Here is a 17187-nt window from a genome sequence, read left to right as displayed (position 1 = left end):
GCATTCCGCGTGCAGGTAGGCACGCCCTAGCGTGCCTGGGCCGCCTGGAGGGTGATCTCGGGCGGATTGCGGAAGTCAAGGGTACGCTGGAGGCGGCTCATGAGGTCGGCAGGCTTGTCGTTCAGCGTTCCCGCGTAGATGATGAAGTGGCTGGCGCCGCCTCCCCGCTCGATGCCCACGCCGCCGGCGCCCGCGCCGGGGGCGATGACGTGGGTCGTCGCCACCTCAGGCGTGAGCATCCCCAGAAGCCATTTGTCGGGAAGGAACTTGGCGCCCCAGTGCGCCCCGCCCGCATGCACCTGGGCGCTCACACCATCGGCTTCCCTGCCCACCGGCCCTGTCGCGCCGGTCGAGAAGAGGTACTGGCCAGGCGACGGGCCGTCGGCAGCGAAGTTCTTCGGGTCGTCAAAGGCCCAGAAGTAGCCGACGGGCGAGTTCAGCGTCACCTCGGCCCACGACGCCCCCGCGAACAGGCTGATGGTCTTCGTCAGTCCGTGCTCGTCCGTGCATGCATAGCTCACCAGCGCCGGGCCGCGGGCGACGCACTGGAGCTTGTTCGGCGAGCTTCGATGTTCGCCGCCCACATCGCCGAAGCCGGCCCAGCCGGTCTCACCGGGCATCGTCACGTCGCGATTGCCCATCGCCTTGATTTCCCAGCGGTAGATGTGCGCGCCCTCCGGGCCGAGCAGCAGCCTTACCTTGTCGTTCTCCAGCCACTTCATCCCTCTCGGTCCATCGCTGGTAAGAACGGCGCGAGGCGACGGCCTCTCTGCCTCCTCAGCCGGCAGGCCGAGATAGGCATGGAGCACGGCCTGTTGGCCTCTGGCGCATGTGCCTTCAAGGATGAAGGCCAGGCGTGCCTGGCCCGGCGTGTCAGAGGTGTCCAGTTGTGCGAGAAGTTCCACGGGCTTCTCGCCATCGGTGCGGAAGAGCTTGACCTTGCGGTTGGGCAGATCGGGAGGAACCCGGATCTCAAGCTCAACGGGAAGGTCGGAGCGGTCGGCGGCGCCCGCCCCCACAATAATGCCCAGCCGGTGCGTGGCTCTGCCGTCGAGCCACGGCGCATCGGCCTTCAGGGCCTCCTGGCTCACCCGGTCGGCCCGGGTCCTGCGGACGCCGAGTTCGAGGAGGCCTAGTCCAACCTGGCTCGGGGGCGGCAGCGGCTTGCCGGCCTCGGCGTCCTTTCGGATGGCGGCAAGGCGCTTCGCCAGCGCGTCGTAGCGACCGACGGCGGCCTTGTAGCGCCCCATCGTTCCGTCGAGAGCATAGGGGCGGTTCTCCCGCATCCATAGGTCGGCGAATTGCTTGCCGAGGGCCTCAAACGCGGCACGGTTCTTCTCGATGATCGCCTCGGCCTTTGCCAAGAGCGGGGCCGCTTCCTTCACGGCGCCCTCGTAGGCGGAGGCGTAGAGCGAGGCAACATCGAGGCGGTCGAGCATGCGCTGGCCGATGAGCTCCATGCGGCGCGCGCCGAAGAGGAAGGCGTCCAGAAGCTCGGCGTTAGCGGTGGCTTCCTTCTTGCACGCTTCCAGGTGCTCGATGGCGGGCTTGACGATCTCGATGAGCCGTTGGGCGTTCGCCTTCTCCGCTGCCACGGTGGTCTTCATCGGGCCGAGGTCGTCCTGCCAGAAGCGGCCGTTGTGCATGCCGCCCATACCCGGCAGCCGATGGGTCTTGGCGAGGAGGTCAATGGCCTGGCCGAAGTGGTCGGTCGTTTCTCCGAAGAGGACGGCGCCGATGCGGCGGCTGAAGTCGGCGTAGGAGGTCGTCGAGGCATTCCAGGCGCATTCGGCGCCCCAGGCGTGGCCGTGCCAACTGGGGGCGTTGACGTTCTCGCCATCGTCGTCCCAGGCGGTGTTCAGCATGCCGAGCGCGCCGTGCTTGGCGCCGTCGCGGACGAAGTTCTGGATGTTCACGACCGCCGCCTCGAAGTCGGGCAGGATGCGGCTCCAGTTGTTGACGCCGGGGCAGACGAAGAACTCGTAGCCCGACTTGGCGAAGGGGACGATCTGCCCCTCGAAGCTCGCCCGCGGGTCGTAGCCCCATGTGAGCATGATCGTGTCGGTCGGGATGTCGGCCAGGTCCTTCGGGTGCTGGAGGATGATGTCGCCCCACATCATCATTCGCTTCTTGTACTTGGTCTTGAGCAGGTCGTGGACGCGGCGCATGTGGCCGGCGTAGACCTTGCCGACGCCGATCTTGTCGGCGAGTTCCTTCGATGGGCCGGTGCCGAGGCCCCACGTCTCATCGCAGCAGACGTTGAAGAAGGGGAAAGGCAGGAGGGGCACGACCTCGGAGTAGAGGTCGTCAAGGAGCTTGTAGCTCTCCTCCTTCGTCGGGCACAGCACATCGCCCATCTCGCGGAGGTGCTGGTATTCCTTGTGCTTGAGGATGTGGCCGAAGTGGCCGAAGGACTGCTGGTTGCCCAGGATGTCCACGCCGAGGGGCTTGGCGTAGGCCACGAGGGCCTTCAGTTCGTCGGGCAGGAGCGAGCCGTCCTTGGGGCCGATGGCCGGGTGTTTGGCGAAGGCGTACTGGTGCTCCATGTAATAGGTGAACAGGTTCATCTTCAGATAAGCGCCAAGCGCGACCTCGCGCTTGAGCTCGTCGAGCGTCGAGTTTGGCCCGCGCGTCAGGTCGTCCTGGAAGCATCGCCACCGCAGCGACGGCCAATCGCGGATGCTCAGACAGGGAAGCCCCTTGTCCTTGAGATTTGCGCGAATGAGCTGGCAGAGGGTGTGAACGCCGTACCACAGTCCCGAACCGCCCTTCCCCGCTATGCTCACGCAGTCCGGCAGAACATCCAGGCTGTAATCCTCCTCCGTGGCCTCCTGGCGGAACGACGGCTCCGGGACCTTGCCTGGTTCGCCGAGCGCGAGGTAGAGGACCACGGGGGCTCCGGGCACCCTGGCCAACTCCGCAGGATGCACCTTGAGCTCTTTGAGGCCCTGTCGCGCCAGCTCATCGCCGATTGCCTTGCCGTACATCTGCACAACGCCGACCTGTCCCGTGAGCACCAGCTCTCGATCAAAGGCGAAGCGGCCCTCGACCAGCTTCACCTCCTTGGGGAACGGCACGAGGCGGAGGGATGAAGCGTCTTCACCAGCCAGGGCGCTCGTCAGCATGGCAACCACCACCAATGACAGGCAACGCATCGGGCGCCTCCTCTTACTACTCCGGCCCCAAATCAGTTTGCCTTCTTCCGTGTCGCGACAAGCGTCTCGCTTGTCGAGAACCACCGCAAGCGGGACGCTTGCGGCTACGCTTGATGCCCTGGCCGACGCAACGTGGTTCCGGCCACTGCAAACTGGTTCGCGCCCGGCGGAGTAGCTCAGCGGCCGGCGGGAGCCAGCACCACGCGAAAGCCGAGCGTGTCATAGCTCTCGTTCGGCTCCAGGGCAAAGCGGAAGGCCGTGCGGCAGTAGTCCGGCGTGAAGGCCCAGCTCCCGCCCCGCTCCACGCGGCGGTTGCCCGGCCTCGTATTCACCGGGTCGTCCTTCGGGCAGCGTTCGTAATAGGCTGGGTCGAACCAATCCAGGCACCACTCCCAGACGTTGCCCGTCAGGTCGGCGATGCCGAGCGGCGTGTCGCCCTTGGGGCTGTAGAAGCCGACGGGCGCGGTGCGGGCGTGGCCGTCGTCGGCGTCCTTATCGCCCCAGGGCAGCCCCGAGCGCTTGTCGGCGAAGTTGGCTCGGCTCCCATCCCAGTCGTTGCCCCAGGCCCACTCGAAGCGGTCGGGCCCGCGGGCGGCAAACTCCCATTCGGCCTCGGTCGGGAGGCGATAGCGCCAGCCCGCCGGCCGCATGCGGTCGGCCTTGTTGAGCCAGGCGATGAAGGCCCGGGCGTCGTTCCAGCTCACGCACACGACGGGATGGTCGTCGCCCTGTTCGAAGCCGGGCTTTCGCCAGTTGGCCTCGGCCCGCTTCTCCCAGGTGTCCAGCCCGCCGTTCACGTGAGAGCCGCCGCTCCGTTCGGCATCAGTCTTGTAGCCCGTGGCCTCCACGAAGCGGCGGAACTGGCCCACCGTGACCTCGTGCTTTCCGAAGAGCACCGGGCGCGTGATGCGCACCAGGTGGTCGGGCTTCTCGGGCGCGATTCGTTCCGGGCGAATCTTGCCTTCGCCGAAGCGGGCGACGAGCGCCTTGAGTTCCGCCGTGCTGCTGCCCATCACGAACTCGCCCGGGGGAACCAGCACGAAGCGCATCCGCAGGCTGTTCTCCCAAACGTCGCCCGAGTGCTCGATGCCCGGCGGCAGCGTCCGCGCACAGCCACAGAACGCACAGAGGAGCGCACTGAGAATGAGGCGCCGATCGGCCCGCTTCATTGCTTCTCTCCCTTCCAGAGCCCCTCGCGCAGGCTGTTGCCGTGGCCGCGATAGAGGTGGGGGTTGTCGAGGCGGTGGCGAACTTCGCGGAGGGCGACGGCGATGGCCGCGTCGAGCGTCTCGCAGCCGAAGGCAGCGGTAGCGTCCTGCGGGGCCAGCCGGCCGCCGGCGCCGATGAGCTTCTCGCCTTTCGGCGGCAGGACGCTGAGGTCAACCGTCTGCGGGTGCAGGGCCATGATGTGCGAGGTCTCCCAGCCGCCGGCGTGGTCGCCGGCGCAGTCGTAGCGGTCGCGGACGAGGAGGTAGTCCACGAAGGCCCAGGCCAGCATGGTGTTGCCCTTGCGTCCGCGATAGCCCTGGTTGTGCTGGAGGCAGGCCGCGCGGGCGTGGTCAATGAGCGGATAGTGCCCCGCCACGAGGACGCCCACCTTGAAGCCCAGAGTCTCGACCTCCGCGAGCACGTGGAGGAGGAGCTTGTGGTAGTTGAGCGCCTGCTCGGTGGCTGGGAATGGGAAGTGCTCGGGAGCGAAGTTCTCGGGCGACAGCTCCATCTTCGCGGCGATCTGGTCGCGGTCGGCGGCATTGGCCTCCATCAAGGCCTCGAGGCGGCTCTCGCCGTAGTAGAGCGGCGGGAAGGCGAGGCCCCCTCCCCTCTCGGCGCACAGGTTGGCGATGCCCTCGGCCTGAAGCGTGTCGGTGCCCACGGGGTTGTGCTCGCCGTGCCACTCGATGGTGCCGATGGGCACGTAGGCCACGGGGCACGCCTTGCGGCTGGCCACGATCTGAGCGGGGCGGAGCATGTGGTAGCGCACTTCCTCCGTCATGCAGGTTCCTCCTGAGACAATGGCTGGGCGCGTCGGAGGAGCGGTGTGAGGTGCCGGATGTTGGGGGTTGGGGGTTAGGTGTTGGGGGTGAGAGACGACCGGCTCCAATCCGTACCCCAACACCCAGCACCTGACACCTAATACCGCTTCTGCGAGTTTACCCCTTCACGGCGCCCGCCGTGAGGCCGCTGATGAACTCCTTCTGGAGGATGAAGAAGAGGATAACGACGGGGAGGATCGAGAGGAAGGTGCCCGCCATGAGGACGCCGTACTTCTGGCTGTAGAGGCCGACCATCTGGTTCAGCGCGATGGGCAGGGTGAACCGCTGGCTAGTGTGGAGCACGATCTGCGGCCAGAGGAAGCTGTTCCAGGTGCCCATGAACGAGATGAGGCAGAAGGCGCCAACCATCGGCCGCGACACGGGCAACGCCACGTTCCAGTAGAGGCCAAACTCGCTGCACCCGTCTATCCGCCCCGCCTCGAGCAGGTCGTCGGGAATCTGGAGCATGGACTGGCGGAAGAGGAACATCCCGAACACGCTCACGCATCCTGGCACGATGAGGCCAAGGTAGGAGTCCATGAAGCCCAGATGATAGATCAGCTCGTAGAGCGGCCCGAGCATCACCTGGCCCGGGATCATCATCGTCGCCAGCATCAGGATCATGATTGCCTTCTTGCCGCGGAATTCGTATTTCGCCAGGGCGAAGCCGCCCAGCGATGCGAAAAAGAGCTGCACCATCACCGCCACACCCGACACGAAGCAACTGTTCATCAGAAAGCGCGTGAACTCGATGTCGGTGAACAGGTCGTGGAAGTTGCGCAGCGACAGGTCGCCCGGCGGCGGGAAGAAGAGGTACGAGAACAGGTCGTCGGGCTTCTTGAGGCAGGCCGACACGAGCCACACGAGCGGCGTGAGCATGACGACCGAGCACAGGGCGAGCGCGACGTAGAGCAGGAGGCGCAGGACTGTGCGGCCCATGCGTCAGTCTCCCCGCTTCCAGGCGCCGGTGAGCTTCATCTGCACGAGCGACACCACGAGGACGCCGAGGGCAAGGGTCCAGCCGATGGCCGAGGCATAGCCCAGGTCGCCCGTCTCGAACCCATTCTGGAAGAGGTACATCACGACGGTGAGGCCGGCGTTCTCCGGCCCGCCCGAGTTGCCCAGCAGCAGGTACGGAAGCTCGAAGAGCTGGAACGAGCCGATGGTGCTCAGCACCACGACGAACACGGCCACAGGCTTGATGCTGGGCAGCGTCACGTGGCGGAACTGCTGCCAGGCGTTCGCGCCGTCCACCTTCGCCGCATCGTAGAGGTCCTGGTTCACCGCCTGGAGCGCGGCCAGGAAGTAGATCATGTTGAAGCCCACGTACATCCACAGCGAGGTCAGCACCAGGGCGGGCATCACAAGAGCGCGGTTCCCCAGCCACTTCGTGTCGAGCGGCGTGCCGAACGCCCAGTTCAGCACCTTGTTCAGCAGCCCGAACTGGGGCTGGAAGATGACCATGAAGATCACCGCCACGAACACCATGCCCACGAGGTGGGGCGAGAAGAACACGAGGCGGAAGAAGTTCCGTGCCCGCAATGCCTTGCGATTCAGCAGCATCGCGAGGCCCAGGCTCAGCGGGAGCTGGAGAAACACCGAGAAGAAGGCGAAGACGGCCGTGTTCCACACCGCCTTGTGGAAATCGGGGTCGGACAGGAGGAAACTGAAGTTCCCGAGGCCGACGAAGACCCGCGACTTCGGGCCGCTCGTGATGTAGAACGATAGCCAGAGGCTCTTGACGAGCGGATACAGCCCGAACACGCAGAACATCGCGACGAACGGCGCCACGAACAGGTACGGCGCATTGCGGTGCTGCCAGCGGAAGAATGAGCCGCCTCGGATCATCTCGCACCCCAGCAAGGCGGCACGAACGCAAATGGACAACCACGGACGCGCCTGGGCGTTCGTGTCTGTCCGTGTGTGTCCGTGTCTCCCTTCAAAACGGGTTCCTCGTCATTTGCAGTCGTACGTAGTCGGCGGCTTCCTTGAGCCGAGCGCGCGCGTAGGCGTCGAAGCCGGCCTCGCCGTTGGAGTTGTAGTAGGCGGCGCAGGCCGAGATGGCCTCGCCCATCTTGACCTTCGCCAGGTTGATGAACGGGCTGGTGTACTGCGGCGGCACCTGGTCGGCCAGATCGGCGTAGAGCTTGCCCAGCCGCTGGTTCGACCAGTAGGGGCGCGGCTCATCGAACTGCGGCAGCTTCCAGGAGTCCTTGAGCGGGGGCAGGATGTTGAGCTCGCGGAAGCGTTCGGCGAGGTCCTCGGCATTCAGATAGAGGTGGGTGGCCAGCTCGAAGGCAAGCTTCTTGTCGCGGCACTTCTTGGTGATGCCGAGCATCGTGCCGCCCCAGGTGCTGGTACGCCGCCCGCCCCTCGTAAAGGCGGGCAGCGGCATCAACGCCATCTTGCCCTTCATCGAGCCCACATGCGTCTCGGTGCCTTTGCTGCGCCAGTCAGGGCAGATGAAGCTGAGCAGGTACCCGCGCTCCACGGCCTGGGTAAAGACGTCGCGCCCGCCGATGTCGTTGGCGATCTTATCCGGCCCGGCCACCAGCCGCGTGTACCACTTCAGCGTGTCGAGGGCCAACTCGTTGTCCATGATCAGCTTGCCCTCGGGGTCGAAATAGCCGCCGTCGCGCTGGAAGAGGAACGGCTCCATGCTCCAGCCGCTCGTGTCGGAGAGCTGAATCAGGTAGCGCTTGTCGGGAATCGTGATGCGGCGGCCCTCGCGGATGAAGTCGTCCCACGTCTCGATCTTGTCCGCGTCTATGCCCAACTCCTCGAACAGATCGCGGCGGTAGGCGAGCATGACAGGGTGGACATCGTGCGGCAGACCGTAGATCTTGCCGCGGTGGGTGTACGGGGCGAACCGGCTCTTCACGATGCGGTCATAGTAGCCGGTCTCCTTGAGCCAGGGCGTCCAGTCAATGAAGCCGATGTCCTCCTCGCGTCCCCTGAAGAATGTGCCGGCGGCGCTGATTTCGACCTCCACGAGGTCGGGCACGTCCAGGTCGCCCCAGAAGGCGGCCCGGAGCCGGCTCGTGACAGCGGTCCAGTGGACGAGTTGCACGTTGATCCTGGTGCCCGGGTGGGCCGCCTCGAAAGCGGGGCGGGCCTTCTCGTAGGCCGTGGCGTGAATATCGGCGAAGGTCCACAGGCGCAGTGTGGCCTCCTCGGTGCGGACCGGGTTGCGCAACTGCCAGACCGTGGCGACGACGGCCATCACAAGAATGATGAAGGGGGCCAGGCCGAACGGGAACCAGTCCTCCGGCGAGTGCAGCTTGTCGAGGAGCTTCGGCAGCACGCTGGACCTCCGTGGGTCGCGGCCCACCGCCCCCAGGCGACTCGGGCATGCCTCCGGCGACCGACGCTACTTTCTCTCGCAGATCATGGCGGATACGAACGTGTGCTGCTGGTACATGCACGTGAGGCCATTGAACGGCCCTGCGATCGGCCCCAGCTCGCCCCAGGCGTAGAAGCCGAAAATCGGTACCCCCGCGTTTCTCCTGCCCAGAGCAGGCACCACGCCGCCGGCGATCTCGCAGTCGCCAGGTCTCCCGAACTCGGCGAGGCGCATCCCCCGGGCGCAGCAACTCGAGAGCAAGATGGCCAACGGCTTCGCATCCCCCGCCCTCCTGAGCATCTCGGCTGTGCCCTTGGCCGCCGACCTGAGGATGGCGTTGGCATCGGCTCCGCCCTTGAGAATCTTCACGCGGGTCCCCACCGGCACCGGGGCCACGAAGCGCAGGGCCTTCCGCTCCTTGTCCTCCTCGAGCACCATGCGGAGGTAGACCCTGAACGGCGCCACGACCACCCCGATCGGGTGCTGCCAGTCGCTCGTGAACTCGTCGTCGGAGGCCATGCCGCGGATGCGGCGGTAGACGTCGCCCGCCGGCCTCCCATCGAACTCGTACACCCACTTGTCCTCGGCCTTGGTGACCGTGACGATCTCGTGCGAGGGCTCGAACTCATTGTAGTGCCCAGCCACGACCCTGACCGGCCCGCCGATTCCCAAGGCCACCACGTGGCCCGCCAGCGCTTCGTTGTTGAAGAACTGCACGCCGCCCTTGTCGCTCTCGTAATCGTTGGGCATGCAGTTGCCGCCGAAGAGCACCACATCACGGCCCGCCGTCTCCTGCACGCCGCGGATGAAGTCGTCCACGGAGACTCTCGGATTCGTGTCGAAGCACAGGTTCATCTCCGAGAGAGCCAGGATCATCCCGAGGCCATCCACCCCTTTGAGGTTCTGGGCAACATTGCGCCCCACGGCGTAGCGGGCCTCGGCCAGAGGCTCCTTGACAGCCTTGCAGGCGGCCCTCTCGCCGCCAATGGCCAGCACGGCCACCGAGTTGCCGAGCTGAGTGCCCCCGTTCACCAGCGAACGCGCGCGGCAGCCGACCATGGGGACGTTCCCCGCAGCGGCACGCACGCCGGCCAGCGCCTTCCTCTCCTTGTCCGGGTCCGGCACCTCCTTAGCTTCCCCCGCCTTGTCCTTCGCCACTCTGGGGAAGTACTCGAAGAATACGAGCCCCTTGGCCGGGCAGCCGAGCGCCCGGAGCGCATTCCCGGCCGCCGACTCCCCCGCCTTTGCCGGGTCGGCATCCGCGCACCATGCCACGGCGAACGCCACCGACACAGGGTCGCCCGCTCGAGCCGTCCGCGGCGGGAGCGGCGCTCCCGTGCCCGGGACATAGGTCACTGTGGTGCAACCCACCGCGGCCACGATCGCAGCCGCTCCAAGGATTCCCGCGAGTCCCCCTCGCACCGCCTCGCCCCTTCAGCCACAAGCTCGGGTGGATGGCCTCTGCGCGCCGCCGCCGACTGCTCCCATGATACTGCCGACCCCCGCGCCGTCAAGCGCTCATTGACAGCGCGCCCGGCCCCGCGCTATTCTCCCACCTGCCCGTAGCAAGCAGGAGTGTCAGGCTCGTGAGAATTGATCTGGAGTTCCTCGACGGCGACGCGCTCTATCAGCGGGTCATCCAGGACACGGTTCTGACCGCTCGGTCGGCCGTCTGGATCGCCACCGCAAACGTCAAGGACTGCCAGATCGAGCTCGATGGGCGGTTCGTATCCATCGTCGTGGCATTCGCCGCCCTGTGCGCACGAGGTATTGAGGTCCGGCTGCTCCACTCAGGAGTCCCGTCGGCCTCGTTCCTGGCCAGTCTGCGGGAGGCGCGGCTCACGGGCCACCGGAACTTCGCGATGCGCCGTTGCCAGCGCCTGCACTTCAAAGCGGCCTTGGTGGATGACGACCGGCTCTACCTTGGCAGCGCTAACCTCACCGGCGCGGGCCTCGGCGCCAAGAGCGCTCGCCGGCGAAACTTCGAGCTTGGCCTTCTAACCACCGACGCCGCGCTGATCGAGCGGGTCGCCCGCCTGTACCACGAGATCTGGGACGGCCTCCGGTGCGCCGACTGCCAGCGCACCAACGTCTGCTACGTGCCCCTCGAAGATCCCGCCAAAGAGGGCCGACGCGTTTAAACGCGATTTGCGGCATCCGGCGCGCGATCAGCCGCCCCAGCACCGGCCATCATAAGATAAAACTAGTATTACACTTGCCGACTCCAACCGCGCTGTCGGCGCGCCTGAAGGTGTCAGGAGCCCAATGAGGTCCTCCGGACGCATCCTGGGCCATCCTGGGCGTTTTTCCGGAGTAGCGACCTAACATGTTGCTGCCGCTTGACTTACCAGTGTCATATAATGATAAACTGCCGGACCTAGCTCACCTCGCAACTCGCGTGGCCAGCTCCTGCGGAGCCACCCGCGGCGAATGCGCCCCACAACTCTCCTTCGTCGGTTCGGCCAACTTCTTCGGGCTGGGGTAGAAGCCGAACTGCCGCAACAGCTCCAACTTGGGCAGGATGTTCCCGGGAAGGTCAATGTGGAAGAACCCGGGGAAGATGTCGGGGTTCCCTTTGATGAGATCGAAGTACGCCGCATAGCGCTCGGGCAGCACCACCTCGCCGTCCTGGCAGACCTCGTGGCCTGTGAACACGAACTCAGGGAAGAGATAGGGGCAGAACTCCAGCTTCGCCTTCGCTGCCCACTCGCGGTAGATCGGCGTCTGAGGCAAGAGGCACAGGAGGCTGGGCAGGATCCGCGCCCCCATCATGCGGAACGAGACCATCTGGAAGAGCGACTGGTTGAAGTCGTCCATCGTCTCGAACGGATAGCCCCACACGTAAAAGGCATCCACGCGGGGGAAGATACCGACGGCTTTCGGCACGACCTCGAGCGCCTCGGCGGCGGTGAAGCCCTTGTGGATGCGCTGGAGAACGCGGTCGCTGCCGCTCTCGATGCCGAAGCGCAGCTCGAGGCACCCGCAGTCGGCCATCGCGCGCATCATCTCCTCGTCGGTGAGGTTCACGCGCCCGAATGCCTTCCACTCGACGGGGAGGCCCGAAGCCCGCAGCTCGCGGCAGAACTCCATCACCTGACGCTTGCCCGAGACGAAGAACTCATCCTGGAAGAGGAAGAGGTCCACGCCGGCCTGTTCGTGCAGGTGTTTCATCTCGGCCACGATGTTCCTGGCGGACCGCGAGTAACTCACGTAGCTCCACACCGGCGCCACGGAACAGAAGGTGCAGCGATAGGGGCAGCCTCGGCTCGTCATCATGCCGTAGCCAGCATATTCCTTGAGGTCGATCTTCTGGAACGCGGGGAACGGGATGGCGTCGAGGTCGTGCAGCCGCTCGCGGTCGGGGTTGTGGTGCACGGCGCCGTTGGCGCGGTACGAGATCCCCGCCACGGGGGCGAGGCTGGCGCCGTCGAGCAGGGCGCGAAGCAGCTCGGGCCCCGTCTTCTCGGCCTCGCCGCGGCAGATGACCTCGACCCAGGGGAAGCGGGTGAGGATCTGGTCTTCGACCGACTTGGCGCCCACGCCGCCGAGGATGAGTTTGCGGTCGGGATAGCGCTCGCGCAGGGCCTTCATCGCCATGATCGTGAAGGGCAGCAGGTTGGCCATGCACGACAGGCCGATCACCGGCGCCGGGTCCTTGAGGAAATCGAGGAACACGGCCATGTCGAAGGGATCGTCAGATGGGCAGCACTGGTAGTCCCGAAAGTCCACGCGGAACCCGGCGTCTTCCAGGGCGCGCGTGAGGTAAAGGGGGCCGAGCGGCACGTGGCGCTCACGCTCGGTCTCCTCGCCGTAGCGGATGAAGAGCATGTTGAGGTTGACGAGCGTGATGTCGGCGCTCATAGCGTCTCCGTGCGTGGGCGGTCAGAACGGGCTGTTCGCGTCCGGCGCGGGGGCCGGCTTGTCGGGTTCGATGCCGAGGCTCATGGGCCGGTCGGGCCGCGTGCCGCGCGTGACTGGGTCGGTGGCCGGCGGCTTGGGCCCGGCGAGGAGTTCGGCCAGCTTCTTCTCGAAGAGCGCTTCGGCTTCTTTCACCAGCTTCGCCTTCTCGGCCTCCTTCGCGCGGGCCTCTGCGCTCAGGGCGGCGACGCGTCGCTCCTCCGCCTCCTTGGCCAGGGCCACCTTGCGGTCGAGGTCCTCCTGGCGGCGCTTAAGCATCTCCTCCGCGCGGTCGCGGTCGTTATAGGTCGCCTCGCGCGTGCATCGGAGGAGGAGCACGGGCTTCAGGGGGAAGGGCGTGCCCTTGCGCGCCTCATCCTCGCTCCAGGCCTTCATGGCCGCGGCGTAGGCCTGGCGAATCACGCGGTTGGTGGCCGTGATCTCGGCCAGGCGTTTGTTGTACTCCTCCTGCTCCACGACGGCCAGGGTCACCTCGCCCTTGTAGTCGGACTCGCTGTAGAGCACGAAGCGCTCGCGCCCCGGCGGGCGATCGGGGGTGATGCCCGTAGGCTTGGGGCCAGGGACGTCAGGGGCGATGCCTCCCGGGGGCGGAGGGCCTTCCATGGCCGCGAGGTCGGCTCCCAGCGCGGCAAGCATCACCGCCGCCGCCTTGCCGAGGAAGGCTGCCCGGCTCATCGGGCTCACCGTGGTCTGGGCGATGATCGCCTCGAGCTGAGGCGCCGTCACAGCGTTGAGCATCGCCGTCTCGGCCTGCGTGAGCTCGAGGCCGATCTCGCGAGCGGCTTCCGCGCGCCGCGCGAGGAGAAGCGACTTGAACTCGGCGTCTACCGACGCCTTCTTCACCAGCACTTCGATGCCACGAGGAACAGGGGGGCTCGCGGCGGTCATGGCTCATCTCCTCAAGGCCGGTTCGGTTGGGCGCCATCGCCCGGCGGGTTCTCCGGGTCCTTCTTGGGCGCGGTATTCTCCGGGCGGTCGGGCTGCTCGCCCTTGGTCACGCGCGGGTGGTCGGGAGCGATGCCGGTGACGGGGATACACCCGTCGCAGCCGGCGCCCGCGCCCAGCGCGGCCAGCATGAGGGCCGCGGCCTTGCCGAGGAAGGCGCCGCGGCTCATCGGGTCAACGGTGGTGCGGGCGATGATGGCGTCGAGTTGGCCGGCCGGGATGGCGCCGAGCATCGCGGCCTCGGCCTGCGTGAGCGCCAGGCCGATCTCGCGCGCGGCCCCGGCGCGCCGCTCCAGCAATATGGCGCGGAAGGCTGGGTCCACCGACGCCTTCTTCACCAGCACCTCGATGCCACGGGGCACCACACCGGGCGCGGCAGGCATGCAGTGACTCCTCACGGCTTGTCGGGCCGTATCCCCTGGGTGGGAACCGCGGTCTCGGTCCTGACGCGCGGGATGGGCTGGCGCACGGCGCCCGCCATCGGCATCGCCGGCGCGGCCGGCTCCGCGGGCGCCTCGCCAGCGGGGGACGTCGCTGTCTTTGGCTTCGCGGGCGGAGGGTCAGGCCGAATGCCTGTGGCTGCGGGCGGCGCGTCGCCGGGCGACGGAGCCGGAGGCGGCGTCGCGACGGCCGTGTCGGCCTTCGGCGGGCGGTCGCTACGGATGCCCTTGGTCGTGGGCGGGTCGGGCTGCACGCCTCGGGTGGGCGCCGGCACCTCGTCGCAGCCGCCGGCGGCGAGTGCGGCGAGCATCGCGGCGGCGGCCTTGCCCAGGAACGCGGCGCGGGTCACAGGCGCCACCGTGGTCGAAGCGATGATGGCTTCAAGGTGCGCCGCGGGCACGGCGTCCAGCATCATCGCTTCCGCCGGCTCGAGCGTCAGTTCGATCTCGCGGGCCGCCCCGGCGCGCTTCTCCAGAAGCAGCCGGCGGAAGTCGGCATCCACCGAGGCTTTCTTGACGAGCACCTCGATGCCGCGTGGGATGGCGCCCACGGTCTTGCCCGGCCCGGGCGGGCGCCCGCCCACGATGGTGGTCTTCACGGCGGGCTGCTCGGTGGCCCTGGATTTCTGGCTCATGGCGCAACTCCTGATGTCCTGTTACCTCGAATATACAGCGTTCCAGGCGGAAATCAAGCGCAGAGGGACCCGGGCACGCCGTCGAGGCAAACACACGGACGAACACGGACGGAGACGGACCGGGGCTCCGTAGCGCAGAGGCATCCGCGTTCGCCCCTCCAGGTCCGTGCCGTCTCATCGCAAGCTCCATGTGCCCGGTCACGCGCCCGGCAGCGCGAGGACGAAGCAGGCGCCCTCGGTGGCAGAGGCATCGAGGCGCAGGTCGCCGCCCATGTCGCGCGCCAGCCGGCGACTGAGCGCGAGGCCGAGGCCCACGCCCGGTTTCGTATGCGCCGCCTCGCGGGCCGACTTCGCGAAGGGGCGGAAGAGGCGCTTGCGGCCTTCCGCCGACAGCCCCGGTCCGTGGTCGCGCACGCGGATCAAGCCCGAGCGGCCATCCGACGACGCCTCCAGGTGGATCCGCTTGTCGCCGGCAGCCACGGCGTACTTGCAGGCGTTGTCCACCAGATTGAGGAGAATCTGCTCCACCGCCGCCGGATCGGCCCGAACGCAGAGCGTTGCGGCGCCCTCCCCCACCGTTGGCACCAAGCTCATGCCCGCCTGCTCGGCGCGCCGCGCCAGACGCTCGCTCGCCCGCACGACGACCTCGTGCAGCGGCACGCTCTCGCTGCGCCGGCGGCCTGTTCCGCGCTCGAGGCGCGCGTAAGAGAGCACGTTCTCGACCAGGTGGCTCAGGCGCTCAGCCTCGGTGCACAGAGTATCGAGATACCGCCGGCGCTTCTCCTCGTCGGGGATCATTCCCTCAGCCAGCATCTCGCTGTAGAGCCGGAACGTGGTGAGCGGCGTGCGCAACTCATGCGTGACGGCCGACACGAACGCCGCCCGCCGCTCGCTGAGCGACACGGCGCCCACGAGCAGCACGGCCACGGCGATGCCCGCCACGACCATGCAGACCCAGGCGATGAGCAGGGACAGGCGGATCGGGGTGAGGAACGGCTGGGGCGGCGTCCGCAACTCCCCTGGCAGCAGCCGCACGGGCAGCGACGCCAGCACGCGCGCCCGCGGGTCTCCCGCATCCCCGGTCAGCGGCTCGAGGTTCCCCTCGGGCAGCAGGTCGCGGATGTCTTCCACGAGCCAGGCCTCCAGGCTCGGCCAGTCGAGCCAGCAGCCCTGAAGATACTCCAGGCCATCCACCGACACCCGGCGGGCCAGCACAAGCTGGTCCCCCACCCACACCGGGCGCAGCACCGCCTCGGGAGCATCGGGGCGTCGGGCCGTCCCACGCACACTCTTCTGCTGGCTGGCAGCCTGCTCGTAGCTTCGGGCGCGCGCCTGGTATTCGTTGAGGTTTCGCAGCTCCTGTTGCACCGAGCGCCAGGCGTCCTGCTCATCCGCGGTCTGGACGCTGAAGTCCTCCGGCTTGACTCTGCGATCCGGCGCGGGCGGCGGCCCCCCTTCGGAGGGCAGCGCGGCGGCAAGAGCCTTGCGACTCAGCCACCTGCCCAGCGCGGCGAGATGAGAGGCCGCCGCTTCTATGCGCTCCCCAGCTACGTAGCCTGTCTCGGCAAGGTCCCGCATGTTCCCCGTCGGCACCTGGGGCGAGGTGAGCGCGCCGTTGGGGCCGAACTGAAAGTGCAGCCGCACGTGTTCCGAGGGCTGTGTGAGCAGCGGCGAGGGCAGCAGCACCTCGTCCCGGTCAATCTCGGCGAACATGCGCGTGTAGGCCCGTTCCGCAGGGTAGAAGGCGCTGTAAGCGAAATAGGGCCGGGCGTTCTCCTGAGCGATCAGGGGCGCGAGGCGCGAGTCCATGCGCCAGAGTGCGAGGCGCACGTTCTCCTCGAGGGCCGCCTGCCGGCGGGCTTCGGCCTCGGCGCGGTCCAGGCGCAGCGCGGTGAGGCTCACCGACGCCATGGCCGCAAGAAGCACGGCGGCCGCCAGACCGAAGGCGATCCAGGTGCGCCAGGGACGCCTCATGTTGCCTCCCGCGGTTCCCCGAAGAGGTAGCCCTTGCCGCGCACGGTGACGATGACCTTCGGGTCAGCGGGGTCGTCGCGCAGCTTCTCGCGCAAGCGGGCGATGTGCATGTCGATGGTGCGGGTTTCGACGCCGGTGGGGTTCATGCGCCACACGCGTGCGAGGATTTCCTCGCGGGCGATCACGCGGCCGCGGTTCGCGGCCAGGTAGCGGAGAAGTTCGGCCTCTCGGGCCGAGAGCTCGGCGCGACCGCCCGCGTCGAGCCGCACCTCGGACCGCGCCAGGTCGGCCACCCCGCCGGGGAAGGCCACCTCGCGCACATCGGTGGGCCGCTCGGGCGAACGGCGCAGCACGGCCTGCACCCGAGCCAGCAGCTCCTGGACGCTGAAGGGTTTCACAACGTAGTCGTCCGCGCCCAGACGGAGGCCCTTAACGCGGTCGGTCTCCTCCCCACGCGCGGTCATGATGATCACGGGGAGCGTGGGGCGCGTGGCCCGCACCTCGCGGAGGATGTCCAGCCCGTCCTTCCCGGGCAGCACGAGGTCGAGGAGAACCAGGTCGCACGCGCACTTCACCGCCATCTCCTGGCCCTTGAGGCCGTCGGCGGCCTGGAGCGTGGCGTAGCCCTCGAACTCCAGGGCATCCACGACGCCCCGGCGGATTGCCGGGTCGTCTTCCACGACCAGGATGCGGTGTCGCGGCATGGCAGCGTCCTCCAAGGCCTGAGGCTCCCGCCGCCCGCGG

Annotated in this window: 14 protein-coding genes; 1 reads left to right on the top strand and 13 read right to left on the bottom strand. The window is 67.5% G+C overall.

Features of this window, described 5'->3' with window-relative positions; all coding sequences use genetic code 11:
• Positions 1 to 26: 26 nt before the first annotated feature.
• The 7 genes from PLE19_16775 to PLE19_16745 all read right to left on the bottom strand — a co-directional run bounded on the left by PLE19_16775 (position 27) and on the right by PLE19_16745 (position 9911).
• Complete coding sequence (locus tag PLE19_16775; GenBank protein ID HPD16610.1) at positions 27 to 3155, bottom strand: glycoside hydrolase family 20 zincin-like fold domain-containing protein; 3129 nt, start codon at positions 3153 to 3155, stop codon at positions 27 to 29.
• A 176-nt stretch (positions 3156 to 3331) separates the two neighbouring features.
• A complete protein-coding gene (locus PLE19_16770) occupies positions 3332 to 4324 on the bottom strand; it encodes a formylglycine-generating enzyme family protein (GenBank protein ID HPD16609.1) in 993 nt (330 codons plus the stop codon).
• Positions 4321 to 5148, bottom strand: coding sequence for a creatininase family protein (locus PLE19_16765; GenBank protein ID HPD16608.1), 828 nt, complete (start codon positions 5146 to 5148; stop codon positions 4321 to 4323). Before PLE19_16765 ends, PLE19_16770 begins: the two co-directional genes overlap by 4 nt.
• A 157-nt stretch (positions 5149 to 5305) precedes the next feature.
• Positions 5306 to 6127, bottom strand: a complete 822-nt coding sequence (locus tag PLE19_16760) for a carbohydrate ABC transporter permease (GenBank protein HPD16607.1) — start codon at positions 6125 to 6127, stop codon at positions 5306 to 5308.
• A gap of 3 nt (positions 6128 to 6130) precedes the next feature.
• Positions 6131 to 7036, bottom strand: coding sequence for a sugar ABC transporter permease (locus PLE19_16755; GenBank protein HPD16606.1), 906 nt, complete (start codon positions 7034 to 7036; stop codon positions 6131 to 6133).
• Positions 7037 to 7127: 91 nt separating this feature from the next.
• Complete coding sequence (locus PLE19_16750) at positions 7128 to 8492, bottom strand: extracellular solute-binding protein (protein ID HPD16605.1); 1365 nt, start codon at positions 8490 to 8492, stop codon at positions 7128 to 7130.
• Between the two features lie 66 nt (positions 8493 to 8558).
• Positions 8559 to 9911 (bottom strand): FIST N-terminal domain-containing protein, encoded by a 1353-nt coding sequence (locus PLE19_16745; GenBank protein ID HPD16604.1) that lies wholly within the window; start codon positions 9909 to 9911, stop codon positions 8559 to 8561.
• 206 nt (positions 9912 to 10117) lie between these two features.
• Here PLE19_16745 and PLE19_16740 point away from each other — a divergent pair, with 206 nt between their 5' ends.
• Positions 10118 to 10672: a phospholipase D family protein gene (locus PLE19_16740; GenBank protein HPD16603.1), complete on the top strand. Its 555-nt coding sequence runs from the start codon at positions 10118 to 10120 to the stop codon at positions 10670 to 10672.
• Between the two features lie 241 nt (positions 10673 to 10913).
• Here PLE19_16740 and PLE19_16735 read toward each other — a convergent pair whose 3' ends face one another.
• The 6 genes from PLE19_16735 to PLE19_16710 form a co-directional block, all read right to left on the bottom strand.
• Positions 10914 to 12392, bottom strand: a complete 1479-nt coding sequence (locus PLE19_16735) for a radical SAM protein (GenBank protein ID HPD16602.1) — start codon at positions 12390 to 12392, stop codon at positions 10914 to 10916.
• A 21-nt stretch (positions 12393 to 12413) separates the two neighbouring features.
• Positions 12414 to 13337 carry a hypothetical protein gene (locus PLE19_16730; protein ID HPD16601.1) on the bottom strand — a complete coding sequence of 308 codons (924 nt, stop codon included), beginning with the start codon at positions 13335 to 13337 and terminating at the stop codon, positions 12414 to 12416.
• An 11-nt stretch (positions 13338 to 13348) separates the two neighbouring features.
• Positions 13349 to 13777 (bottom strand): hypothetical protein, encoded by a 429-nt coding sequence (locus tag PLE19_16725; GenBank protein ID HPD16600.1) that lies wholly within the window; start codon positions 13775 to 13777, stop codon positions 13349 to 13351.
• A gap of 11 nt (positions 13778 to 13788) precedes the next feature.
• Positions 13789 to 14469: a hypothetical protein gene (locus tag PLE19_16720; protein HPD16599.1), complete on the bottom strand. Its 681-nt coding sequence runs from the start codon at positions 14467 to 14469 to the stop codon at positions 13789 to 13791.
• Between the two features lie 198 nt (positions 14470 to 14667).
• Entirely contained in the window at positions 14668 to 16443 is a 1776-nt protein-coding gene (locus tag PLE19_16715; protein HPD16598.1) for a HAMP domain-containing sensor histidine kinase, read from the bottom strand.
• Positions 16440 to 17147, bottom strand: a complete 708-nt coding sequence (locus PLE19_16710) for a response regulator transcription factor (protein HPD16597.1) — start codon at positions 17145 to 17147, stop codon at positions 16440 to 16442. Before PLE19_16710 ends, PLE19_16715 begins: the two co-directional genes overlap by 4 nt.
• Positions 17148 to 17187 lie beyond the last annotated feature (40 nt).

The organism is Planctomycetota bacterium, from assembly GCA_035384565.1.
Taxonomy (GTDB): domain Bacteria; phylum Planctomycetota; class PUPC01; order DSUN01; family DSUN01; genus DAOOIT01.
This window is presented reverse-complemented; position numbering and strand designations above follow the sequence as displayed.